At 61.2% G+C, this 19,119-nt stretch carries 27 protein-coding genes; 2 read left to right on the top strand and 25 right to left on the bottom strand.

Annotated elements, in window-relative coordinates; translation table 11 throughout:
* Positions 1–194: 194 nt before the first annotated feature.
* The 10 genes from ACFLEY_RS22040 to ACFLEY_RS22085 all read right to left on the bottom strand — a co-directional run bounded on the left by ACFLEY_RS22040 (position 195) and on the right by ACFLEY_RS22085 (position 7,580).
* Positions 195–965 (bottom strand): hypothetical protein, encoded by a 771-nt coding sequence (locus ACFLEY_RS22040; protein WP_253623360.1) that lies wholly within the window; start codon positions 963–965, stop codon positions 195–197.
* 36 nt (positions 966–1,001) lie between these two features.
* Entirely contained in the window at positions 1,002–1,964 is a 963-nt protein-coding gene (locus tag ACFLEY_RS22045) for a YqaJ viral recombinase family protein (protein ID WP_396604811.1), read from the bottom strand.
* A 30-nt stretch (positions 1,965–1,994) separates the two neighbouring features.
* Positions 1,995–2,684 carry a DNA polymerase III subunit epsilon gene (dnaQ, locus tag ACFLEY_RS22050; RefSeq protein WP_396604812.1) on the bottom strand — a complete coding sequence of 230 codons (690 nt, stop codon included), beginning with the start codon at positions 2,682–2,684 and terminating at the stop codon, positions 1,995–1,997.
* Complete coding sequence (locus tag ACFLEY_RS22055; protein WP_396604813.1) at positions 2,681–2,920, bottom strand: hypothetical protein; 240 nt, start codon at positions 2,918–2,920, stop codon at positions 2,681–2,683. Before ACFLEY_RS22055 ends, dnaQ begins: the two co-directional genes overlap by 4 nt.
* A complete protein-coding gene (locus tag ACFLEY_RS22060) occupies positions 2,910–3,500 on the bottom strand; it encodes a hypothetical protein (protein ID WP_396604814.1) in 591 nt (196 codons plus the stop codon). Before ACFLEY_RS22060 ends, ACFLEY_RS22055 begins: the two co-directional genes overlap by 11 nt.
* Entirely contained in the window at positions 3,478–3,837 is a 360-nt protein-coding gene (locus ACFLEY_RS22065) for a hypothetical protein (protein ID WP_396604815.1), read from the bottom strand. The genes ACFLEY_RS22060 and ACFLEY_RS22065 overlap by 23 nt, the downstream gene beginning before the upstream one ends.
* Position 3,838: 1 nt before the next feature.
* Entirely contained in the window at positions 3,839–4,186 is a 348-nt protein-coding gene (locus ACFLEY_RS22070; RefSeq protein WP_396604816.1) for a hypothetical protein, read from the bottom strand.
* Positions 4,187–4,339: 153 nt separating this feature from the next.
* A complete protein-coding gene (locus ACFLEY_RS22075; protein ID WP_396604817.1) occupies positions 4,340–4,978 on the bottom strand; it encodes a single-stranded DNA-binding protein in 639 nt (212 codons plus the stop codon).
* Positions 4,979–5,042: 64 nt separating this feature from the next.
* Positions 5,043–6,596: an AAA family ATPase gene (locus ACFLEY_RS22080; protein ID WP_396604818.1), complete on the bottom strand. Its 1,554-nt coding sequence runs from the start codon at positions 6,594–6,596 to the stop codon at positions 5,043–5,045.
* A gap of 204 nt (positions 6,597–6,800) precedes the next feature.
* Positions 6,801–7,580 (bottom strand): helix-turn-helix domain-containing protein, encoded by a 780-nt coding sequence (locus ACFLEY_RS22085; RefSeq protein ID WP_253623370.1) that lies wholly within the window; start codon positions 7,578–7,580, stop codon positions 6,801–6,803.
* A gap of 51 nt (positions 7,581–7,631) precedes the next feature.
* Between ACFLEY_RS22085 and ACFLEY_RS22090 the strand changes: the two genes are divergently transcribed.
* Together ACFLEY_RS22090 and ACFLEY_RS22095 are read left to right on the top strand one after the other, a co-directional pair.
* Entirely contained in the window at positions 7,632–8,309 is a 678-nt protein-coding gene (locus tag ACFLEY_RS22090) for a hypothetical protein (protein ID WP_396604819.1), read from the top strand.
* A gap of 268 nt (positions 8,310–8,577) precedes the next feature.
* Positions 8,578–9,294, top strand: coding sequence for a helix-turn-helix domain-containing protein (locus tag ACFLEY_RS22095; protein ID WP_396604820.1), 717 nt, complete (start codon positions 8,578–8,580; stop codon positions 9,292–9,294).
* A 13-nt stretch (positions 9,295–9,307) separates the two neighbouring features.
* Here the strand turns inward: ACFLEY_RS22095 and ACFLEY_RS22100 are convergent, their stop codons facing one another.
* From ACFLEY_RS22100 to ACFLEY_RS22170, 15 genes are all read right to left on the bottom strand, one after another.
* A complete protein-coding gene (locus ACFLEY_RS22100; RefSeq protein ID WP_396604821.1) occupies positions 9,308–9,700 on the bottom strand; it encodes a hypothetical protein in 393 nt (130 codons plus the stop codon).
* Positions 9,693–9,911 (bottom strand): hypothetical protein, encoded by a 219-nt coding sequence (locus ACFLEY_RS22105; protein WP_396604822.1) that lies wholly within the window; start codon positions 9,909–9,911, stop codon positions 9,693–9,695. The genes ACFLEY_RS22100 and ACFLEY_RS22105 overlap by 8 nt, the downstream gene beginning before the upstream one ends.
* Positions 9,912–10,382: 471 nt before the next feature.
* On the bottom strand, positions 10,383–10,568 hold the full coding sequence (locus tag ACFLEY_RS22110; RefSeq protein WP_396604823.1) for a hypothetical protein: 186 nt from the start codon (positions 10,566–10,568) through the stop codon (positions 10,383–10,385).
* The gene (locus ACFLEY_RS22115; RefSeq protein WP_396604824.1) at positions 10,565–10,849 is read right to left on the bottom strand and encodes a hypothetical protein; all 285 of its coding nucleotides are present in this window, start codon (positions 10,847–10,849) and stop codon (positions 10,565–10,567) included. The genes ACFLEY_RS22110 and ACFLEY_RS22115 overlap by 4 nt, the downstream gene beginning before the upstream one ends.
* Positions 10,833–11,150, bottom strand: a complete 318-nt coding sequence (locus tag ACFLEY_RS22120; RefSeq protein ID WP_396604825.1) for a hypothetical protein — start codon at positions 11,148–11,150, stop codon at positions 10,833–10,835. Before ACFLEY_RS22120 ends, ACFLEY_RS22115 begins: the two co-directional genes overlap by 17 nt.
* 29 nt (positions 11,151–11,179) lie before the next feature.
* Positions 11,180–11,374 carry a hypothetical protein gene (locus ACFLEY_RS22125; RefSeq protein ID WP_396604826.1) on the bottom strand — a complete coding sequence of 65 codons (195 nt, stop codon included), beginning with the start codon at positions 11,372–11,374 and terminating at the stop codon, positions 11,180–11,182.
* On the bottom strand, positions 11,374–12,132 hold the full coding sequence (locus ACFLEY_RS22130; RefSeq protein WP_396604827.1) for a hypothetical protein: 759 nt from the start codon (positions 12,130–12,132) through the stop codon (positions 11,374–11,376). The genes ACFLEY_RS22125 and ACFLEY_RS22130 overlap by 1 nt, the downstream gene beginning before the upstream one ends.
* 301 nt (positions 12,133–12,433) lie before the next feature.
* Complete coding sequence (locus ACFLEY_RS22135; RefSeq protein ID WP_396604828.1) at positions 12,434–14,005, bottom strand: UvrD-helicase domain-containing protein; 1,572 nt, start codon at positions 14,003–14,005, stop codon at positions 12,434–12,436.
* A gap of 86 nt (positions 14,006–14,091) precedes the next feature.
* Positions 14,092–14,466: a hypothetical protein gene (locus ACFLEY_RS22140; protein WP_396604829.1), complete on the bottom strand. Its 375-nt coding sequence runs from the start codon at positions 14,464–14,466 to the stop codon at positions 14,092–14,094.
* Positions 14,467–14,470: 4 nt separating this feature from the next.
* A complete protein-coding gene (locus tag ACFLEY_RS22145; RefSeq protein ID WP_396604830.1) occupies positions 14,471–14,734 on the bottom strand; it encodes a hypothetical protein in 264 nt (87 codons plus the stop codon).
* A gap of 8 nt (positions 14,735–14,742) precedes the next feature.
* Positions 14,743–15,168 carry a hypothetical protein gene (locus ACFLEY_RS22150; protein ID WP_396604831.1) on the bottom strand — a complete coding sequence of 142 codons (426 nt, stop codon included), beginning with the start codon at positions 15,166–15,168 and terminating at the stop codon, positions 14,743–14,745.
* 95 nt (positions 15,169–15,263) lie between these two features.
* Positions 15,264–15,476 carry a hypothetical protein gene (locus ACFLEY_RS22155; protein ID WP_396604832.1) on the bottom strand — a complete coding sequence of 71 codons (213 nt, stop codon included), beginning with the start codon at positions 15,474–15,476 and terminating at the stop codon, positions 15,264–15,266.
* Positions 15,466–15,942, bottom strand: a complete 477-nt coding sequence (locus tag ACFLEY_RS22160; protein ID WP_396604833.1) for a hypothetical protein — start codon at positions 15,940–15,942, stop codon at positions 15,466–15,468. Before ACFLEY_RS22160 ends, ACFLEY_RS22155 begins: the two co-directional genes overlap by 11 nt.
* A 14-nt stretch (positions 15,943–15,956) precedes the next feature.
* The gene (locus ACFLEY_RS22165; protein ID WP_396604834.1) at positions 15,957–18,062 is read right to left on the bottom strand and encodes an ATP-binding protein; all 2,106 of its coding nucleotides are present in this window, start codon (positions 18,060–18,062) and stop codon (positions 15,957–15,959) included.
* Positions 18,063–18,098: 36 nt separating this feature from the next.
* A complete protein-coding gene (locus tag ACFLEY_RS22170; RefSeq protein WP_396604835.1) occupies positions 18,099–19,106 on the bottom strand; it encodes a M28 family peptidase in 1,008 nt (335 codons plus the stop codon).
* Positions 19,107–19,119: the final 13 nt, after the last annotated feature.

Here is a 19,119-nt window from a genome sequence, read left to right on the forward strand (position 1 = left end):
GTTATCGGTCGCCATCTCTTCCAAGATGGCGATCCGCTCCTTGCAAGCCTCGACGAGGAGATCGATCTGCTCTTGCGAGAGTCCGTACTGCTCGCGACGGACACGCTCAGTCGCCCACCAGTCCCGAAGGCCTGATGGGCTCTGAGCCAGATTGATCCCCCATGAGGCCAACTGGACGTAGGCCTCGGCCGGGGTCATGCCGCGTCGGACTTGTTGTCCCGGTTGGCCTTCAGCTCCTTCGAGCGGTCGTTGGCCTTCTTGCGCAGGAACTTCTCGTCATCGACGTGGAGCTTGGCGAGATCGGTCTTGAAGTCCTCCGATCCGACCAGGGTCAGCACGTCCTTGTTGGTCGCGCATTCCTTGATCGCCTTCTCCCACTTGTCGATGATCGCGTCCGCTTCCTGGGCGGTCAGGGCAGGGGCAGAGCCCTCGTCCTTCTGCGCCGGCCGGTCATCGCGACGATCGCCACCGCGCTTGTTGTCGTTGGCGAACTCGTCCTCGTCCCGGAAGTCAGCCTTCAGATCGCGGACGTAGCCGTTGTCGTCGTACATGCCGAGGTGGATGTCCGCCGCAAAGCCCAGGGTCGACAGGCTCTTGGAGAGCGCGTCGGTCAGCGACTTCTTGGGCGCCTCTTCGTCGGTGAAGTAGCCGTTGCGGTTCTTGCCTACGAACTGGGTCTGACCGAAGTGCTCGATCTCGCCGCGCTTGCCGTTCCACTCGTACCAGAGCTTGATGCGCAGGACGTGGACGATGTCCTTGTCCTGGCCGGGCTGGTACGTCTCCTCGATGATGTTCCAACCCCAGCCGATGCCGATCGGGCCGAACATCTTGGTGGCCTTCTTGATCAGGTAGGTGGCGTTGGTCGCCGTGCCCTTGAAACCGCCGCCGCGGCTGAACTGCTTGGTGTACTCGGGGTCGGTGCGCTCGACCTCGTTCCAGATTGCGAGATTGTCGTTGGTGCTCATCGCTCGTCCTCGTTGGTGATGGTGAAGGGGAGGCGGTTACGCCGCCTCCGCCGTGTCCTTGTTGTTGTCGTTGTCGCCCTTCTTCTTCCGGGGCTTCGACGACGACTTCTTCGACGGAGGCGGGAAGATCCCCAGTTCCTCGTCGATCTTCTTGACTTGGTCCTTGTCGATGTCGATCAGCAGCTTGCCGTCCTTCGACAGCTTCACCGTCACGCCCTTGCCGGACGCTTCCTTGGCGTCGGCCGGCATCAGGTTCTTGATCGCTTTCTTGGAGGACTCGTGCTTCTTCGCCGCCGTGGCCGTCTTCTTCAGCCACTCGGCGTGCTCGCCCCACTCGTTGCTCTGGTTCATGTCGACCACGCGGATGCGGTCGACGAGCGGCACCACGATCTCCGGCGTGCCAGGCATCTGCCCGGTCTCGACGCACTTCCAGAACTCCTGCTCAGCCTTGAGCAGCTCGGAGTGATAGAAGACGTCTGCCTCGATCTCGGCTTTGTACCACTGCGCAGCACCCGTCAGGATCGATAGGTAGGCGACCGGCTGATCAGTCACCATCATGTTGTGCTGGCACTGCGGGTAGTACTTCTCGATCGCCTTCTCGATGTCGAAGCCGAACGGGAACATGAACTTGAACTCGACTACCGCGAACGGGTCAGAGGTCGGCGTCTCGCGCACGAGGCCGTCAAGCGTGGTATGCGCCTTGTCCCACTCCGGGTAGTGGACCTTGCGCTGCTCGTCGGTGACCCACCAGCCGGTCTCTTTCTCGAAGAGGTCGGCGTTGAGTGGCTCGGTCAGATTGCCGAGGTTGACGAGGATGACCTCGCTCATGTCGAGCGGCGGGATCTCGCCGCGCTTCTCGCGCCAGAGACGTTCGATCGCCTTCTGGTCGCCTGACATGATGATCTTGGCGTCCGATCCACCGATGGACGACATGCGCGCCTTGCGTGCCTCTTCGGACATGCCGATGTGGCCGGTGCGGCGATAGCTGGGCGGTTGCATTTGCAAATCTCCTTGCGTTCAAGCAAACGATTAGGCGCGGTAATCCAGCCAGATGGCCTTATCACCGAGGGTTTCGACGAATGCGGCGTGTGCCGCGCAGTCCTGGTTGGTCACCCTTGGCGCCAGCGGAATAGGGCGGGGCCGAATGAGGGGCCGGACAGTTTCAGGTTCTTCTTCAGTGGCGACGTTCAGATCCATGCCGAACTGTCTGCCGCCGAGCATCTCGACGTAGACCTCCGCGAGGAGTCCGGCGTCGAGCAGGGCGCCGTGCTCCTTACGCTTCGAATTGTCGACGTCGTAGGTGGAGCAAAGCGCATCGAGCGTGTGACGCGCCCGGGGTTTGGCCTTCTTCGCCATCTCCAGGGTGTCGATCACTTCGTTCTTCAGTGGAGCATAGCCGAGCCGGTCCAGCTCCTCGTTCAGCATGCCGATGTCGAACGCGGCGTTATGCGCCACCAGCGGCGCATCGCCGATGTATTCGAGGAACCGGTCCACGATCCGCTTGAAGGTTGGTTTCGTCGACAGGAAGACGTCGCCGATGCCATGGATCTTGAAGGCCTGAGGATGAACCTTCTTGCCCTGGGGATTAACGTACTTGTGGTAGTTGCGACCCGTGGGCATGAGGTCGACCAGCTCGACGCAGCCGATCTCGATCACGCGGTCGACCTTGCGGTCGAGCCCCGTGGTCTCGGTGTCGATGACGACCTCTCTTCTCCTCAAAACGATCTCCTTGTCCGGGGATCGATGCGGTCCTGCCGCATCTGCGCATCGAGCAGGTCCTGCGCTCGATCCATCACTGCTTGGTGGGCGTCGAAGGTGGCGCTCAGCGCCAGCTCGATCTCGCCAGTGTTGCCGGCGAGGTAGGAGCCTTCCCACCGCTTGATCGTGCCCTGGTAGACACGATGGGCGGACTGGAGGCGCAGGTACGCCTCCGTCTCTTCCTGGCTACGCGACATTGTGGACCTCACGGAATGCGAGGCCCTCCGCCGGCACGATCTGCATCTCGTTCTTCAGTCCGGTCAGGATGAAGCCAACGGTTCGCGTTCGGATCTCGGTGATGTTCTGGCGGTTTGGCTTGCGGGTGGGGCAGTAGAGCCGGTGAACGCCTTCCTTGTCCCCGCCGCGAGCCAGCGCGATAGCTGCCTTGGTAAGTCGATCTGCCAGGCGCGCAGCATTGCACCAACGCATCCAGCCAAGGACACCAAGGGCTCGGTCGACGTCGTTGCGCTGGGGTGATGTCTTTGTTGTTCCGTCATAGGGCTTCATCGCGCTCAACAAGCGGATACGTTCGATCTCTTGCAGATCCGCACGGGTCATGCCGATCATGTTCCAGCCACCTGACCGGTTGCCGGACGTCAGCCAGCGCCGCTCATTGTCTGGAGTCTTGTCGATCACCGCGACAGCTTCCTCTAGGAGTTGCCAGATGACGTCACTGTGTTTTGCGCGATCGCCCTTCAGGCCAACGGCCAGCTCACCACCATGGGCGAGCCAGCCGAGAGCCGTGATGCGATCCTCAAGCGAGGACGAGGTTGTCATGCGGGGTTTCCGAGACCTTCGATTGGCCAGGGTAGGACTGCCGGCGACGGGTGGCGCGGTACTCGTAGATGCTCTCACCGATCCGGAACTGGGTCAGCGACAGCTCGCCCGCCTTGGCATCACGCATGATGCGGTCGGCGATGACGTTGAGCATGTTGATGCGCTGGCGGTCGGCCGTGCGCAGAACATCGCTCTCGGGGATCACGACCTGGCGGTCGTACTGGAGGTCGCCCTGCCAGTAGATCAGGACGTCGCCGTTGGAGGCGGCCTGGAGCCAGTCGTAATATTCGCCGAGCGCGCCGGTATCGACTTCGAGGACGGTTCGGTTGCGAGCCATCTCAGTCCTCCACCAGCGCCTTGACCAGATCGGCCTGGACGCTTGCGAGGATCGAGATGCCCTCGATGATCCGCCCGAGCTGAGCGACGGCTTCGCGCTTGTGGGCGCGGTCGATCTGAGCAGCCAGCTCTTCGTCGGCCTCCAGCATCGCCTCGGCGATGATCTGGTCGAAGATGTCCTCGTTCGGTCCGTCGAAGGTCTCGTCGCCGTCGAAGTCCTCGTCGTTATCGTTGTTGAATGGCGGTAGCTCGGCGCTGTCGACCAGGACGAAGCCCTGCTGACGGGCGGCATCTTCCAGCATCCGCGTGAAGTCGTTGAGCGTCACTCCGCCCATGGAATCGGTTCTCATTCTCGCTCCGGTGTTTGCATTCATGCAACTGATCAGACAAAGAAAGGGCGCCCCTTGCACGCCAAACCAAGAGGGGCGCCCCTTCATATTCCCCGCACGGGGGAAGCTCAGATGTAGCCGAACCTCATTCGGTCCAGCACCGACAGCCGTTCGTTAAAACGGGATGTCATCATCCATGTCGTTGTTGTCGCGGCGGCTGTTGTTTCCACCGCGCGAACCGCGGTCATCGCCACCGCGATCGTCTCGGTCGTCGCGACGCGAGCTGCGGCTCGAAGCGCGGCTGCCACCGCGGTCATCGTCGCGGCCACCGCGATCATCATCGCGGGAGGAGCGGGACGAACGGCTCGACGAGGAGCGGCTGTCGCCACCGCGGTCATCGTCGCGATCGCGTGAGTTGGAGCGGCTGCTGCCACGCGAGTTGCCGCCGCCGTTGCCGTTGTCGTTGTCGTACGACAGCTTCATCAGCGCGTCGATCGGCGCGAATTTCGGGATCACGATCTCGAAGGCGGTGCGCTCGTTGCCATCCTTGTCGTCGTATTTCCGCGACTGGATCTTGCCCTCCAGGCGAACCATGTCGCCCTTCTTCAAGTACTTGTCGACGAACTCGATCGTCTTCTCGTTCCAGACGGTGATGTTGTGCCACTCGGTGCGCTCCTGGCGCTCGCCGTCGCGGTCCTTCCAGGTCTCGGAGGTCGCGACGCTGAAGTTCGCCACCTGTCCGTTCTGGAGGTTTCGGACCTCGGGGTCTTTCCCGAGGCGGCCGATCAGTTCAACTTTGTTCAGTGAAGCCATTGTTGGTCTCTCTCCTTAGTTCGGTTCGCATTACCACGCCGTTTGCATTCAAGCAAATAGTTTGTCAAAAGTCGTGCGGCCGGAAGAGGCCGGTAGACTCGTCGAACGACAGGTTGACGCAGCCGGTGTTGCCGGCGATGCGCTTCAGGCGGACCTTTTGGATCCAGACCTGTCTGGCGCTCGAATCCGGATCCTCCGCATGGACGACGATGCCGAGATCGGCCTTGTTCGCCCAGTGCGCAGAGTCCGAGATGTCGTACAGCCCGGGGACCGTATCGGGGGCGATCTTCGTGGGGTGAGCCACGACGCAGACCGCGCAACCGAACATCTTCCCGAACCGCTTTAACTCCTTGATCGCTTTGCCGACGTATTCCGTCAGCGACATGTTGCCCGGCCGGTTGTGCTCCAGCTCGTTCCACGGGTCGATCAACAGAAGCTTGACGCCATCGCGGAACACCGCGGTAGCAGCTCGATCGAGAACGAACTTGACGTCCATCGTGACATCCGCCGCCGTGTCATCGTAGTCGATGAAGCGGAAGTATCTCTCGACGAACGCCTCGGCTCTCTTCCGATCCTCGAACGACCAGTTCTTGCGTTCCTTCTCCAGGAACGCGGTCATCAGTTCGTTGGCCAGGAACGGCTTGACCGCCTTCTCACCGGAGAAGATGGCGCACGGCCACTTGTGGATCTTGGCCAGGAGCACCGCCGCCTGGTTGATCAGCGTCGACTTGCCGACGTTGGGCACGCCGGTCGCGACGATGAACTGGCCTGCGTAGAACTTCATCTTGTCGTCCAGCTCCTTCGAGATGCCGATCTCGGCCATCGTCGGGATCTCCATCTCCGGATAGTCTGAGAGACGGAAGAGGCCCTTCACCGGCCATGGCTTGGCATTGTCGATCACGTCGCGGACAGCTTGCTCTCCGAGATGCTTCTTGACCTCGTTGAGGTCCTTGCAGGCGCGCATGGCGCCCTTCTTCTTCTTGTCGGGCACCACGAGATCGGTGGGATACTCGACCCAGAAGCACTTCGCCGGACCGAGACGTCTGACCAGCTCCTTGGCCAGCCGGCCGCCGGGCTCGTCACCATCGGTCGCGATGATGTGCGTCTTCACGCGCATGATCCGCTCCATCAGACGGGCCATGAACGCGAACTTGTCGTCGTCCTCGGGGTCGATGTCCCGGTCGTCATCCGGCACGGCGATCAGCTTGCCGTTCTTGTCGCGGGCAGGGGGCGCACCATCCGGCACGGAGATGACCGTCAGGTAGCCGCATTCGAGCGCGGCGATGGTGTCGAACTCACCCTCCGTCCAGATGAGCGAGTCCAGACCCTCTTCGAGCCTGGCAAGGATCGCATCATCGAGCAGGACGTTGGCATTGTAGACGGTCTTCACAGCGCCTTTGCGCTGCATGAACATCCGGATGCCGTCCTGCTGCCAGCGGTACTTGGTGTTGACCTCGACATCGCCCTCGAAGAAGGGGATGCAGAGGATGTTGCCGTCCAGGTCAGCTTCGATTGACCCATCGCGCAAGCGAAGCCCGCTGTAGAGCCCCATATCCGCCGCCTTCTCGACGGTCAGGCCGCGGTCCTCGATCCCCCGAGCGTGTTTTTCGTTCAGCATTCTCAGCTCCAACCCATCCGCAGTTCTTGCAATTCCAACAGACGCCACTGGCGTCGATCAATACGCTTAGACATTTGAGCTTCTTGTGCGCTCCTTTCCGTTTGTGTGAGCATTGCGGGCAGCGGGCGTACTGGTTGCCGAACTTGGCCGATCGAACCTCGATGCCCTCTTCCTTGAGGACCTTCGCAACATCGACTCCGGCCATCAGATCGCCACCCGTCGCTTCGGCTTCGCGACGCCGTCCTTCTTCTGGACCGGCGTGTCTTCCCATCGCTCCTGGTTGAGCCAGGTGATCGGCCAGCACCAGTCTCGGAAGTCGTCCTTGTTCACGTACAGCCGGAGCCCATCCATGATCGTCTCGAAAGCAACGAGGCCTTCGTCAGCGATCTTCTGGAATTTCTTCCGGGCAGGACCCTTGCCGTCCTTGCGGGGGAAGAGCTTCCAAAACTGGTCGAACGCATCAGCCGGAAATTCAGGAACGCGGCGACGCTTCGGAGCGCGCTGTGGTTCTTGTGACGGTTCAGGTGACGGTTCTAGTATACGGTTCAAGTTGTCGTCGTCGCCGACAACCTCTGTCGGGCTCGCCGACATACCCTGTCGGTCTGGCCGACTCCCCTTGTCGTTGTCGTTGACATGGCGTGTCGGCCTATCTGACACGCGGCCATTGTCGTTATCCGCCTTGTCGTCGAATTTGACACGGCCGAAATCGGCAGGGATCAGCAGCCGGTAGACCGACGAGCGGAAGGCGCCAGTGTTGTGCGTACGGCGCGTCATCTCGATCAGGCCCAGCTCCTGCAGCCGGCCGAGCGCTTCGTTCACAGTCTGACGGGTGAGTTTGGTCTTCTTGGCGATCGTCGCCTGCCGGGGATAGGTCTCGTCATCCTCGCCGGCATAGTTCGCCAGCGTAATGAGGACGAACTTCAGGGTGGTATTAAGCTCCTCGACGTCGCAGTCGAAGGCCCAGGTCAGTGCTCTGAGGCTCATGGGTGCGTCCAGTGGGTGGGGTTGACCCCAAATTCGGGGCGGGTTATTAGCTTGAATTCAAACAAACGACAAGTCGCTAGATGTGGCGGCTCGCAGATTTCTTCGACACAAGGGGTTCAGGTGGGTTCCATCCTCGTTGCCGGTCTCGATCCGGCGTTGGCAAACTTCGGCATCGCCAGGATGCGGCTGGATCTTGAGACCCTCGCGTTGACGCTGGACAGCATCACGACCATCTCCACCGAGAAACTCGCCGGCAAGAACAAGGTCGTCCGCCAGAACAGTGACGATCTCCGCCGCGCCCAGGAGCTGCGGGAGGGCATGGTGAGAGGCGTGCAGGACTGCACCATCGCATTCGCCGAGATCCCGTCAGGCGCCCAGCACGCGCGATCTGCGCTGGGTTTCGGCATCGCCATCGGTGTACTCGCCGGCTGCCCGGTCGAGATCATCCAGGTGATGCCGCTCGAAACCAAGATGGCCAGCGTCGGGATCAAGACGGCCGGCAAGCCGGAGATCATCCGGTGGGCCGCGGACCTCTATCCGGAGGCCGGCTGGCAGACCTATGAAAAGGATGTGAAACACAAGGGCAAGTTGACCAGGCGGGCAGGGGATTTGCACGACGACAATGAGCACGCCGCGGACGCTTGCGCCATCATCCACGCTGGCATTCGGACGCCGGAATTCAAGCAGCTGTTAGCTTTACTGCGCGCGACCGGCGTTAAATCGAGTTAATCTTCCAGCCGGTCAAGCCTCACAAGCTATTGATTTTTGCAGCATTTTCCCGCCAGGCGTTTGGGTTTTAACGAATCCGGAACAAAAAATCGTTTGCAACCAGGCGAAACCTATCGTAAGGGGTGGCGTTAGCATCCGCGCAAACGGATTGGAAGCGCCGCCTATGAGAATTCAACTTTTCACTGAGAGAATTTTCTAGTCCCCGTACGAACACGGGGGAAGACATCAAAGTTTTGACCGAAAGATACATGCTATGGAGGTTGCACTCATGGCGCAAACGGCAGAGAAAATGAAAACCCCGAAGGATATCGTGGTCGAGTGGATCGATCACATCCTCGATCGCAAAAAGTGGACTGGAACTGATCTGGCGCGAAACTCGAACCTTGCGCCATCGACAATTCTCCGAATGCTCAACGATCCTGAGCATCAATTCGTACCCTCCCTCAAGACCCTCCAGAAAATCGCTGAAGGGTCGGGCTATCCGATTCCCCGAAAAGTGCTGGACGCCCTCGGTGCTCAGAAGGTCGAGCGTTCGGCTGCCTCTGAGGCTGAGGAAGCCAGCCTCGAAGGTCGACGCCCCGCGCGCGCCGCGGCTCGAGTTTCGACCGTGGAGCTTCGCCATGTGTCGTCGCTGCCGGCCGCCCTGCAGTCGGCTGCGAGCCCGCGACGTGAGGCCTATGTGCCGGCGCCGCCCCAGCTCGAAGGGGACGAGACGGCCTTCGCTTTCCACATGCCGGACAATACGTTCGACCCGTGGCTGAAGTCTGGGAGCCTGATGTTCGCAACGAAGCGACGGGATCCTGTTTCCGGCGACACGCTGCTGATCACCGGCAAGGACGGCAAGAGCCGTGTCCGTCTTCTTGTCGATATTGATGAGACGGGGCTGAAGCTGGCGAAGACGATGCCGGCTTCGGAGGAAGAGTTGATGTCCTTCGAAGACATTACCGAACTCGCAATCGTGACGATCTTCGTGAAGTCGGTTTGAGAAGAGGGTCGCCTTAGTAGGCGACCCTCATATCGAATGTGTCCTGCACTCGGACCACCATCGACCTGATGAAGGTGATGGATGACGTCATACGTTCGACGTCGAAGTCCTTCTGCAGCTGCTCCATCTTCGCCAGCCACGCCTTGTCGGCCGCGACCTTGCTCTGATCGACCTTGGAGTCCCAGGCTGCGCGTTCCAGCTCCAGCTTGAGCTTGGCGATCTCGAACGTCAGGTAGTCATGGAATTCCCGCAGCGGGACTGACACGTCCTGGACTGCGGGCTCGATCACAGCCAGCCCCTTGCAGATCTCTTCGATGATCTGCGGGAGCCGACTTTTGAACTTAGCATTGAGCGAGGGCGGCGGGGTAGGCGGAGGCGACGCGGTCGTCTGCGCTGTCTTACTCATTCAACTCCTCTTCTTTGGGTTTTCCATTCGCCCGTTCCTCCGCCAGCTTGTAGTCCGATTTGGACAGCTTCACTGGCTTGAGTCCGCGATCGATCGCGGAGAAGGCGAGGGCTGTTGCTTTGGTGACGCCCACCACCTCGTAGCGAGCGACCGCCTGCGGGGTGAGCCCGAGCCATTTGCCCAGCTCGGGCTGTGTCAGGTTCCGGGACAATCTCCACACCCGGACCTCCCTTCCAGTCAGAAACTTATCCGACGCCTTCCTACTGCGAAGCGACATTCCCAACCTCATCAAGTTAGCGTTTGCGCTCGCACGAATCGTAACGGACCCAGATGGCTGGGCACGGCAGCATAGGACTATGCCTGGCTGACGATTTCGGTTTCAAATTTCGGTACCGGGCGCGCGTTTATTCCGCACGCCGGACACCACCTTCGGGCGCTCCCGCGGTTCTTCAGCTTTCTCTCGAAATTTCTGTCGGCTCCGGGAAAGAAGTGGGCGACCTGGACTGCACAGCCCGAAGACACCGCCGCTTTGATAAGCGGCGATCCTCTGCCCGCCAAGTGACGTTCCAACCTCCGTTGAGGATCGATTTCTTCACAGAATCCGATGTAGTGCCCAGCATGTTGATAGCTGGGCTCAATGTGCAAGAGATAGACGCTCATTTGAATTCGTGCAACCCCGTTGTCAAGAAGCCTTCGATGACGCCGTTTTGATTGGAATGATGCGTGCGAGGTGTTTAGCTCGCCATTCGGCCGCCAGAATCAGGACCGCTTTGGGTCGCTCGGTCGGCTCGCCGACCGGATGCCACTTCGGCCCCGGCGACTTGAACGCGATCACCTGCACGAGTGCCGCTGCTGCTTTCTTCCTCACGTTGTCTCCTTGGTGGTTTGTGCGGCGATGATGTTGGCGATGTCGCCGTCCAGTTCGTCGAACGCATTGACGATGCAGCGCTCGTTTGACGCATCGACCGGGATCACGACGGTGAAGACGATCCCCTGGTCGTTGTCGTAGCGATCGATGCTGTCGATGATGCCGGCAGCTCCCGCCGGCACGGTGTGTTCGATGTCCTCGTGATCGGCACCCTTGGTCTCGATCAGAACGGTCACCTGCTGGCCGACCTTGAACCCTGAAGCCTCATCCAGCCGCTGCATGGATCTGCTCCAGGAATTCGTCGGACAGCTTGTCGGCGCCCGCCATGATGGGTTCGAGGCGGGTGCTGTAGTCGGCGACCACGTCCCATCCCGAGTTGCCGTAGACGAACCAGACCGATCCCTGACGCCTGTCTCCCTCGTGGAAGATCAGCATGTCGCTGTCAGTCGAGAACATCGCAGCGATGATCGCTTCCGGATCGGTGCTGCGTTTGAGGACGGTCTCCTCGCCGTCGTACACGTCGATCGTGTAGCCGGCGGCGATGCCGTCATCGATAATCTGGCGCGCGATCTTGCGCTCCATCTCGTTAGTTTCCATCGTGATGCTCCTTGTCAGGCGAAATCCAGCTCGCCGTAGCCGTCTTCGTTGTTGGGGTTCTTCCGCCGGTATTCGCCGCGATGGCGGGAAGCCACTTTTCCGGCACCGCGGTTGACGCGGAATGTCTCGTCGGCCTCGAAGTCATCGAACTCGTCTTCGAGGACAGAGACGTTCTGCCAGGAGTTGTCCCGCAGATTCCTGGGTGCCATCACGCGCTCTCCCTTGAGCGTTCGAAGTTGCGCCGGCCGGGGCCGTGAGCTTCGATGGTGATGTCGGCCTTGGCCTTGGCACGATGACCGCCGCAGAGCATGCACTGCGCACACTGCACCGCCTTGCCCATCTCAGCCGACGCCGGGCAGTGACCTTCGCCTTCCAGCTTCGGATCGTCCTGGCCGCGGACTCGATAGGTCCGGAAGCCGAGAGCCTTCGCCAGGACGCGATCGACCTCGCTGTCGCACGAGGCCATGCAGAACTCCGCCAGCGCGGGATACTCGCGCCAGAGGTGGGTGTAGCCGTTGAGGGCTGCGACCTGGCTCAGCGCCGCCTTCCAAACGTTGATCGGGACAGCACCCGGATCACCGTAGGTGCCGACACGCACTGTCTTGCGGGCGAGCAGCTTGCGCGCCTTGGGGAGCGGGATCTCCTGATAGATGCCGCGCGTGAAGGCGTCATAGACCACGCGAGGCCCCTGGAAGAGCACCACGTAGCAAGACCGTCCCACGTTCTTCCGGTTGCCCGTCAGCGGGTCGTGGATGATCTTGCCACGATGCCGGCAGCCGCCGCAGATCGACACGTCGGAGCCGTTCTGGACGGCCTGGAGCGGGCTCTGATCGGCGCGCATGATGTAGATCTGGACCATCGCACCGGTCTTCGAGTTGGATCCTCCATCCTCGAGTCCGGTCGCAATGACGACGATCTCCTTGCCGTCGATCATCGACGGGCCGCGGTACAGAATAAAACCGTTCACAGGTCTCTCCTTTGAATTCATGCAAACCACCAGTCACGACTGTCCCGACGTCGGCGGGGCCGGCGCGCTTCGGGAGGAGGTGGGGCGTAGTTGGCTCGGCAGCCCTGGCACTGGTAGGGCTTGTCCGGGTGCTCGGGATTGAGGCTGAGGATCTTGGTGCCTCGATCGCCGCATTCGGGGCAGGTCCGCCAGGTCGTGACCTTGCCCGGTTTCTTGAAGCGGATGACGGGACAGCCCTCGCCATCCAGCTCCATGGGCCATGGGGACGAATGCCCCCACGGCTCGATCGCGGTATCCGGCATCAGGCGGCCTTCTCGACCGGCTTCTGCTGGTTGTCGTTCACCGGCTGCACCTTCGGCAGCGGCGGGAAGAGGTCGATCAGCTCGCTCATGGCACGGGTCGCGGCCACGTATTGCAGATTGACCTCCTGCTCCTTCTCCCAGGGCATGGTCGCGTACTTCGACGGACAGGTGTTGAACCGGTCGAGCCAGAACACGCGCTTCCATTCACGCCCCTTCGATCGATGGATCGTCGAGAGCGTCAGGATGCCCTGCACGTTGTCGGAGAAGATGTTGTCGATATAGCTGACGACGGCCTGGATGTCGTTCCGCTTGTCCTCGCGGCACGCATCCATGATCACCTTCAGCGTCTCGAACTTGTCCTCGGCCTCCTGGACCTTGGCCATCTTCTTCTTCGGCAGCCAGCGCTCCTTCTCCTTCTCCAGCCAGTCCTCCAGCTTGTCCTCCAGCGCCGGGATCGTCTTGATCGACTTCCAGCGGGTGGCCAGCTTCTTGAGGGCTTCGCCGATGTCCCGGCCTTCGATACGGCACGGGATCTTCTCTCGGATCAGAGCGAACGCCGCGGTGACCAGCGGCCGGGTGTTGCGGCACAGGATCGCCGCGTCACCGTTGAGCCGATCGCGCGTCTGGATCATCTGCTCGAAAGTCTCGAGCGAGATGGTTCCTTCCGGCGAGGAGGGGTGCGCCTGGATGTGGCTCACCCAGGTCTGAGCGAACTTCACTACCGTCTTCGGGCAGCGATAGGTCACCGTCAGCGGCATCTCCTTGCAGCCGAACTCCTGCTTGATGATGTCGAGGCTGTCGTTGTCGGCGCCCGTGAAGCCGAAGATGGCCTGGTGGGGATCGCCGACAGCCATCAGCCGGCCGTTAGGCTTCATCAGAGCACGCGCCAGTAGGCGGCGGACCGTGTTGGTGTCCTGCGCCTCGTCGATCACGACGTTGTCGTACTGCCAGAACCTGATCTGGTAGAGCAGGGGCAGGTAGATCATGTCGTTGAAGTCGACGACGTCGGTGTTCTGGTTGGACTCCTTCAGCACCTCGATCGCCATCTCGATGAGGTCGTCGGCCTTCTTCTGGGTGGCTTCCTCGTCGAACAGGTCGAAGTGCTCGGCGATGTCCCCCCAGATCGAGGTGTCTTCGATGTGACCCTCGCCGGGAATGCCGAGGCCGCTCTGCTTGGCGAGGCCGACGAGCTGGCAGATGATAGCGACGTGAGGCGACAGCGTCGTATCGATCCTGTTGCAATCGACCCACGAGGCGGTGATGCGGGCGACCTTCTCCTCGTCGACGCGGACGTTCGGGTAGGTCTTGCGGTAGTTGCGCAGGCCCATGGCGTGACAGGTCGAGGCTTCCGCCTTCTTCCAGTCAATCCCCATCTTCTTGAGCTTGCCCTTGATCTCCTCGGCGATCTTCTTGCCGAAGGCCAGGATGACAGTGGAGCCGCGCATCTTGCCGACTGCCTGGAGGATGGTGGTGGTCTTGCCGGCGCCGGCCACGGCGATCAGGACGATCGAGCTGACGCCGGTCATCGCTTCGTCGATGAAGGCCGCCTGCTGCGGGGAAGGAACGAACATGGTGGATCTCTTGGTCAGGGGTTGGCGTGGAGTCAGTTAGCAATGCTTTTGCATTCAAGCAAATGATTCTTTGCAAAAAATGCAAACTAGGCGGCGGCCCGCCTTCCTGCGTCCGCTTCTGCGATGCGCAGTTCCTTCAGCGCGGCGACGATGCGCTTGGCGTTGGCCTCGTTCCTGGGCTTGGCGATGACCTTGCGGTCCTCGAAGATGATCCAGCAGTTGTCGTAGATATCCTCGATGGCAAACACGTCGCCGTTCTCCGCAAAGAACGTCGTGTTGACGCTGTCGGTCAGGTGCTGGGTTTGCACCATTCCCCAGCAGTTGCGGTCGAGGAAACCCTGCTCCTTCAGGCTTCGCGCCGAGTGCAGGTGACCCTTGCTCAGGTAGAGTGTCTCGTTGACGGACATTGCCAGGACACGCGCAACAATGCGCTCCTGGAGTTTCGTTAGAGTCTTGGACATTTCGTCACCATTCGTGTTTCGGGAGGTCGGATATCGGGGGCACGTCGCAGTCGAAGATGATCCAGCGGCAGCCAAGCTTGCCGGCGAAGATCAGGCAGGCCTGAAGATCGGCCGGCATGTCCGTTGGCGGCTCTGCATCGACCCAGATGAACCAACCGTAGTCGTGCTTCGAGGAATAGTATTTCTGGCCGGCGTCGAGGATCTCGGAGGTCGCCTTGGTGATGTGCGCCGTCGACAGATGCAACAGCGTGCTTGTCTCTGTGGTCATGGTCGTCCTCAGAAGCAGTCGCAGTCGGGCACGTTGATCGGGCCGTACCAGGCGATGATGGACTCGGGCTCTTCGTCGTGTGAGCCTTGGGCATGGATGTAGCCTTCCTCTTCTGGGAAGACCTCGCCGAACGTCGTGTAGTCCGGGTATTCGTAATAGACGTGCGGACCATCGGTCTCGCTGTCGCCAGCGATGCGGAATTGGTAGTGACCCGGCAGCTTCGGTCGCGTCAGTTCGTCGTCCCAGCGGCAAGGACGCCACTGGATGGCGTGCTGGATCGAAAGGTTCTTCAGGCCGGCGAGGTGAGACGGGAGAGGCGTCAGGTAATCCTCCGGACGGCTGCCGTATCGTACATCGGCCAGGATCGAGCCATCAGGCTGGACCAGCAGATAGGCGTCGAGCTTGTCGCCGAATTCCCGCTGGATCCGGTCCATCGCTCCGAGACCTGCAACGTTGGGCGCCAGCATGTCGCGGAGAGGGACGTAGATCGCCCGGTCGCGCCATGGATTATCGAAGTGCCAATGTATTTTCACGGTTGCGCCTCCTGTTGTTGGGCTTTGGCGACGCGCCAGGGCAGCTGGGCTGCGATGTCGCGCAGCTCCTGCCGAATGGATTGAGCTGTGCAGATGATCGGCATCGGCTTGCGGTGCTTCCAGCCGTCCAACCGCCAGGCCAGACGGCAGCCTTCGCACTGCCGCTGCGCTTCTGCGATGAGGGGATCGACCCGGGGATCACGCGGCATCGCGGATGATCTCCTTGATCGAGGTGTTCGCGACGTAGCCGAAGTAGGCTTCACCTGCCTCGTCTTCGACCATCACCCGCTTGTTGATGTCGGTGTCGTCGAGATCGCCGACGATGTAGATGCCGTCCGGCGCATCGTCATCGCCCTCGACCCGGACCTTGTCGCCAGTGTTGACGATCAGGACCTTGAGGCTGTCGGGCTGACTGACGGCTTTCTTGCGCCATGCCACCGACAGCTCCTGACCGTCGAGGGTCAGGGTCTTGTCAGTCAGAACAGCACGACCCGCGGTCGCCGCCTCCACGGCAACCCTGACGTCCGTCATCTGCACGACCTTGTCGATGTCGTCAGACCCAGATGCCAAGAGTGCCTTCACGTCGTGGAACTTCGGATGATCCTCCGCCAAGGTCCACGCACGGCCCTTGGCAAAGAACATGATCGAAGTATCGGTGATGACCGCGGGGATCATTGTGTGCTCCGTTCTTAAGCGGCTTGGTCGAGTTCGATGTGCTCCGAGCTGGCTGGCTCATCCGCCAAAGGCGGACGGCAGAGCAGCTCGAAGTAGTGGTTGAGGTTGTCGCGGACATTCACGTTGTCGCCGTACTGGCTCAATCCGCCGATGATGTTGCGCATCAACGGATATTCGTCGCAGATGTCCGACCACTTTTGGTCGATCATCCTGATCGGACAGACGACAGCAGGCGTGTCGGTATGGACACCGAGGCTCGCCAGGGCATCGATCGCCCTGTCGGAGTCGGTCTCTTCCACCTTGTTCTGCTTCAGAACTTCGATCAGCGCGTCGAGGTCGGCCTTGAACTCCTTCAGATCCTCAGGAGCCCTTTCCCAGACGGCGAGCTTCGCGATGCCCTTGAGACGGTAGTCGAGGTTGCTGAGCGTCTTGTCCTTCAGGCCGGTTTGCTCAGTCAGATCGACCTTGTCCTTCAGCTGATCGATCAGCTCGGGGCCGAGCATCGTCCAGTTGTCGGGCACTTCCTGACCCGGCTGCTTGACCAGGACGGTGGTGCCCGGGTCGATGAAGCCGAACTTCACGCACAGCCTGATCAGGGTATCCATGTCGTAGAGACGGATGCCTGAGGCATGCGGCGTGAGACGAAAATACTCGCCGCGACGCCGCCGGCTGTAGGGTGCCGGCGCCTGCTCGACGAAGTAGCCGCCGTCTGCCAGGTCGACGTGCTGGGTCGTGGAACGCAACTGCCCCTCTTCGAGAATCTCGATGGTCTTGCGTTTGCGGACCAGCTTGCCGAGGACCTTCTCGACCGGCACCTTGAAGGTGTCGAGATCGATGACCTCGGGATTGCCGAGGTGATGAAGGACAGTCGCGCGATCGGCCCGCTTGCAGCGCACCCAGAGGATCTTCTCTCCGACCAGGTTGGCCATGGCGAACCGGCTGAGCGAATACCGCGGCGTGTGCTCCATCACGATCTTGGCGTCGCGCGGCCAGCTCGACCTGACTGATCCAGCCTCGAACTTGTCGAAGTGGTGCCAGCCGTCCGGAAGCGTGCAGAGCTTGGCGCCAGGCACGCTCAGGGTGGTCGACAGCCGGTGACCACGCCAGGTCACGGCGTTGCGCATCCGGGCCTCGCGGGTCTCGCCCAGCCCGACGCACATGTCGTGGCAGGCCTGATTGGCAGCGAACAGGTTCTCCGAGGCATCGACCTTGTCCTGGAGCTGGGTGATGAAGGCGCTTTCGTATGCCTGCACCAGCTCGGTCAGCGTCGCCTTGGTCCCGTCGCTGTAGGCGATCTGCTCGCGGGACAGGGTGACCTTGAGAGAGCCGATCGGCGCCTCGAACAGGACGCAGTCGTTCTCGCTGAGGAAGCCCGAGCTGCGGATCTGGCTGAGGTCGAACGGATAGATCGCGCAGCCCATGCGGACGTGGGGACCGTAGAACGGAACCGAGGAGTTCTTGTAGGTGGTCCAGTATTCGCCCTGCGACTGGATGATCGGCTCGTCCCACTCGATCGCCGGGAAGATCGTCGGCCGCGGGTTGAAGCCCCACAGCACGTCACGCGCTGCCTGGTGAAAGTCGTAGATGTCCTCGCGGCGAACCGCGAACGACACTTCGAGACCAGACGGCTCGGTGGTCGGCATCTCGATCATGGTGTCCATGATCAACTCGCCCTCATCCGAGAGCGACATCACGTAGGAGCGCATCCAGCCGTCATGGTAGGACGTGACGTTGTAGGTGCCGGCGCCGTTGTCGGTGATCAGGTAGGAGAACGGGCTCTTGGAGCCCAGGCCCCAGCCGCCGACCTTGACGTTGTCCGTCCGCTTGGTCGATGCGTAGAGCTTGCCGTAAACCTGCTGCATTGTGTCGTCCGACATGCCCGGACCGTAGTCGCGCACCCGGAAGATCGGATTGAGTTCGGTCGGCAGGTGGACCTCGAAGTTGCCCTTGCACTCGTCCCAGGCATTGCTCGAAATCTCGCGCATCGGGTAGCGGATCTTGTCCTTCGCAAGACCCGTGACCTGAGCGTAGAACGACACCGCGTTGGCCTCGAACTCGACCTTCGTCCGCTTCAGGGAGCCGGACGTGACGTTGGTGCGCTGCTGCATATCAAGTTTCATTGATCTGTTCCTCGATCGTGATGTGATGGGTTGGGATTAGGCGCGACGACGGACAGGCTCTTCGCCTTCGTCCTCGCCCTCGTCTTCGTCGTCGAAGAGCAGGCCGGGCATTTCGCCGTGCTGGATGTAGTGCTCCAGCTCGTCGAAGGAGACGCCCATCTCCTCTTCGAGGAATTGCGCAACCAGGCGCGGATAGGTCCACACCAGGTCAGCGATGTCGGATGCCAGCAGGCTGCGGAACGCCGCGAGATTGCTGAATGCCGGCCGGCGGCGAGGTGCCGGCGCAGACATCCGCTCGCTTCGCAGCGGCACGATGGTCGGGTCTCGCTCGATGACCAGCTTGCCGGCGTCGAACTGGACCATGTGGTTACGCAGCTCGATCAGATGCGCCACGTCCAGCCGCTCAGTCGGCTTGTGGTGATCGAAGTAGCCGACCGAGATGTTCGTGCATTCCGGCACGATCTCGCGGTACTGCTTCGTGTCGGTCACCAAGCCGGTCGGGTCCAGCTTGAACCGCTTCGGAAGCTGAGCCATCATTGACTCGCCGAAAGCGTCGGAGGCCGTCCGCGTCCCCTGATGGGTGATCACGGAGCCGACGCCGAAGCGGTCGAAGGCGACAGCCGCCTTGATGCCGTCCAGGAACTTCGGGTTCTGCTCGGCGATCGCCCGAGACCCGACGCACCCGATCTCCTCGGCGCAGTGGAAGACGTAGAGACCAGGCACCTTGGCCTTGATCATCTCCGTCATCACCCAGATGCCTGCGGTGCAGTCGGCACCGAGGCAGCTCGACTTGGACTCTGCCGGCAGCTTCAGGTAGGTGCCGTCAAAGTCGATCTCCTGGATGCCGTCCCGGGTATGGACGGTGTCGGTGTGCGACGACCACAGCACGATCGGGGCATCGCCGATCTTGATGAAGTGGTTGCCGAACTGGTCCTTCGTCACGCCCAGCGGCTTGAGGAAGCGATCGATGAACCGCGCCTCCGCCGGAGAGTTTGCCGGACGGCAATAGGTATGCATCAACGAGATGATCTCGAAGTCAGTCATGTCAGTGCTTTCT

Origin of the sequence: Bradyrhizobium sp. YCK136 (genome assembly GCF_044570075.1) — a bacterium.
Taxonomy (GTDB): Bacteria; Pseudomonadota; Alphaproteobacteria; order Rhizobiales; family Xanthobacteraceae; genus Bradyrhizobium; species Bradyrhizobium diazoefficiens.

Bases quoted from the DNA above. Each gene is read 5' to 3' on its own strand.
- ACFLEY_RS22045 (WP_396604811.1), bottom strand. From the start codon at position 1,964: ATGCAACCGCCCAGCTATCGCCGCACCGGCCACATCGGCATGTCCGAA.
- ACFLEY_RS22165 (WP_396604834.1), bottom strand. From the start codon at position 18,062: ATGAAACTTGATATGCAGCAGCGCACCAACGTCACGTCCGGCTCCCTG.
- ACFLEY_RS22170 (WP_396604835.1), bottom strand. From the start codon at position 19,106: ATGACTGACTTCGAGATCATCTCGTTGATGCATACCTATTGCCGTCCG.
- ACFLEY_RS22085 (WP_253623370.1), bottom strand. From the start codon at position 7,580: ATGAGCCTCAGAGCACTGACCTGGGCCTTCGACTGCGACGTCGAGGAG.
- ACFLEY_RS22120 (WP_396604825.1), bottom strand. From the start codon at position 11,150: ATGGAGCGCAAGATCGCGCGCCAGATTATCGATGACGGCATCGCCGCC.
- ACFLEY_RS22040 (WP_253623360.1), bottom strand. From the start codon at position 965: ATGAGCACCAACGACAATCTCGCAATCTGGAACGAGGTCGAGCGCACC.
- ACFLEY_RS22150 (WP_396604831.1), bottom strand. From the start codon at position 15,168: ATGGACCGGATCCAGCGGGAATTCGGCGACAAGCTCGACGCCTATCTG.
- ACFLEY_RS22055 (WP_396604813.1), bottom strand. From the start codon at position 2,920: ATGTCGCGTAGCCAGGAAGAGACGGAGGCGTACCTGCGCCTCCAGTCC.
- ACFLEY_RS22135 (WP_396604828.1), bottom strand. From the start codon at position 14,005: ATGTTCGTTCCTTCCCCGCAGCAGGCGGCCTTCATCGACGAAGCGATG.
- ACFLEY_RS22125 (WP_396604826.1), bottom strand. From the start codon at position 11,374: ATGGCACCCAGGAATCTGCGGGACAACTCCTGGCAGAACGTCTCTGTC.
- ACFLEY_RS22155 (WP_396604832.1), bottom strand. From the start codon at position 15,476: ATGCCGCGTGATCCCCGGGTCGATCCCCTCATCGCAGAAGCGCAGCGG.
- ACFLEY_RS22115 (WP_396604824.1), bottom strand. From the start codon at position 10,849: ATGCAGCGGCTGGATGAGGCTTCAGGGTTCAAGGTCGGCCAGCAGGTG.
- ACFLEY_RS22070 (WP_396604816.1), bottom strand. From the start codon at position 4,186: ATGAGAACCGATTCCATGGGCGGAGTGACGCTCAACGACTTCACGCGG.
- ACFLEY_RS22100 (WP_396604821.1), bottom strand. From the start codon at position 9,700: ATGAGTAAGACAGCGCAGACGACCGCGTCGCCTCCGCCTACCCCGCCG.
- ACFLEY_RS22065 (WP_396604815.1), bottom strand. From the start codon at position 3,837: ATGGCTCGCAACCGAACCGTCCTCGAAGTCGATACCGGCGCGCTCGGC.
- ACFLEY_RS22060 (WP_396604814.1), bottom strand. From the start codon at position 3,500: ATGACAACCTCGTCCTCGCTTGAGGATCGCATCACGGCTCTCGGCTGG.
- ACFLEY_RS22140 (WP_396604829.1), bottom strand. From the start codon at position 14,466: ATGTCCAAGACTCTAACGAAACTCCAGGAGCGCATTGTTGCGCGTGTC.
- ACFLEY_RS22160 (WP_396604833.1), bottom strand. From the start codon at position 15,942: ATGATCCCCGCGGTCATCACCGATACTTCGATCATGTTCTTTGCCAAG.
- ACFLEY_RS22095 (WP_396604820.1), top strand. From the start codon at position 8,578: ATGGCGCAAACGGCAGAGAAAATGAAAACCCCGAAGGATATCGTGGTC.
- ACFLEY_RS22075 (WP_396604817.1), bottom strand. From the start codon at position 4,978: ATGGCTTCACTGAACAAAGTTGAACTGATCGGCCGCCTCGGGAAAGAC.
- ACFLEY_RS22145 (WP_396604830.1), bottom strand. From the start codon at position 14,734: ATGACCACAGAGACAAGCACGCTGTTGCATCTGTCGACGGCGCACATC.
- ACFLEY_RS22080 (WP_396604818.1), bottom strand. From the start codon at position 6,596: ATGCTGAACGAAAAACACGCTCGGGGGATCGAGGACCGCGGCCTGACC.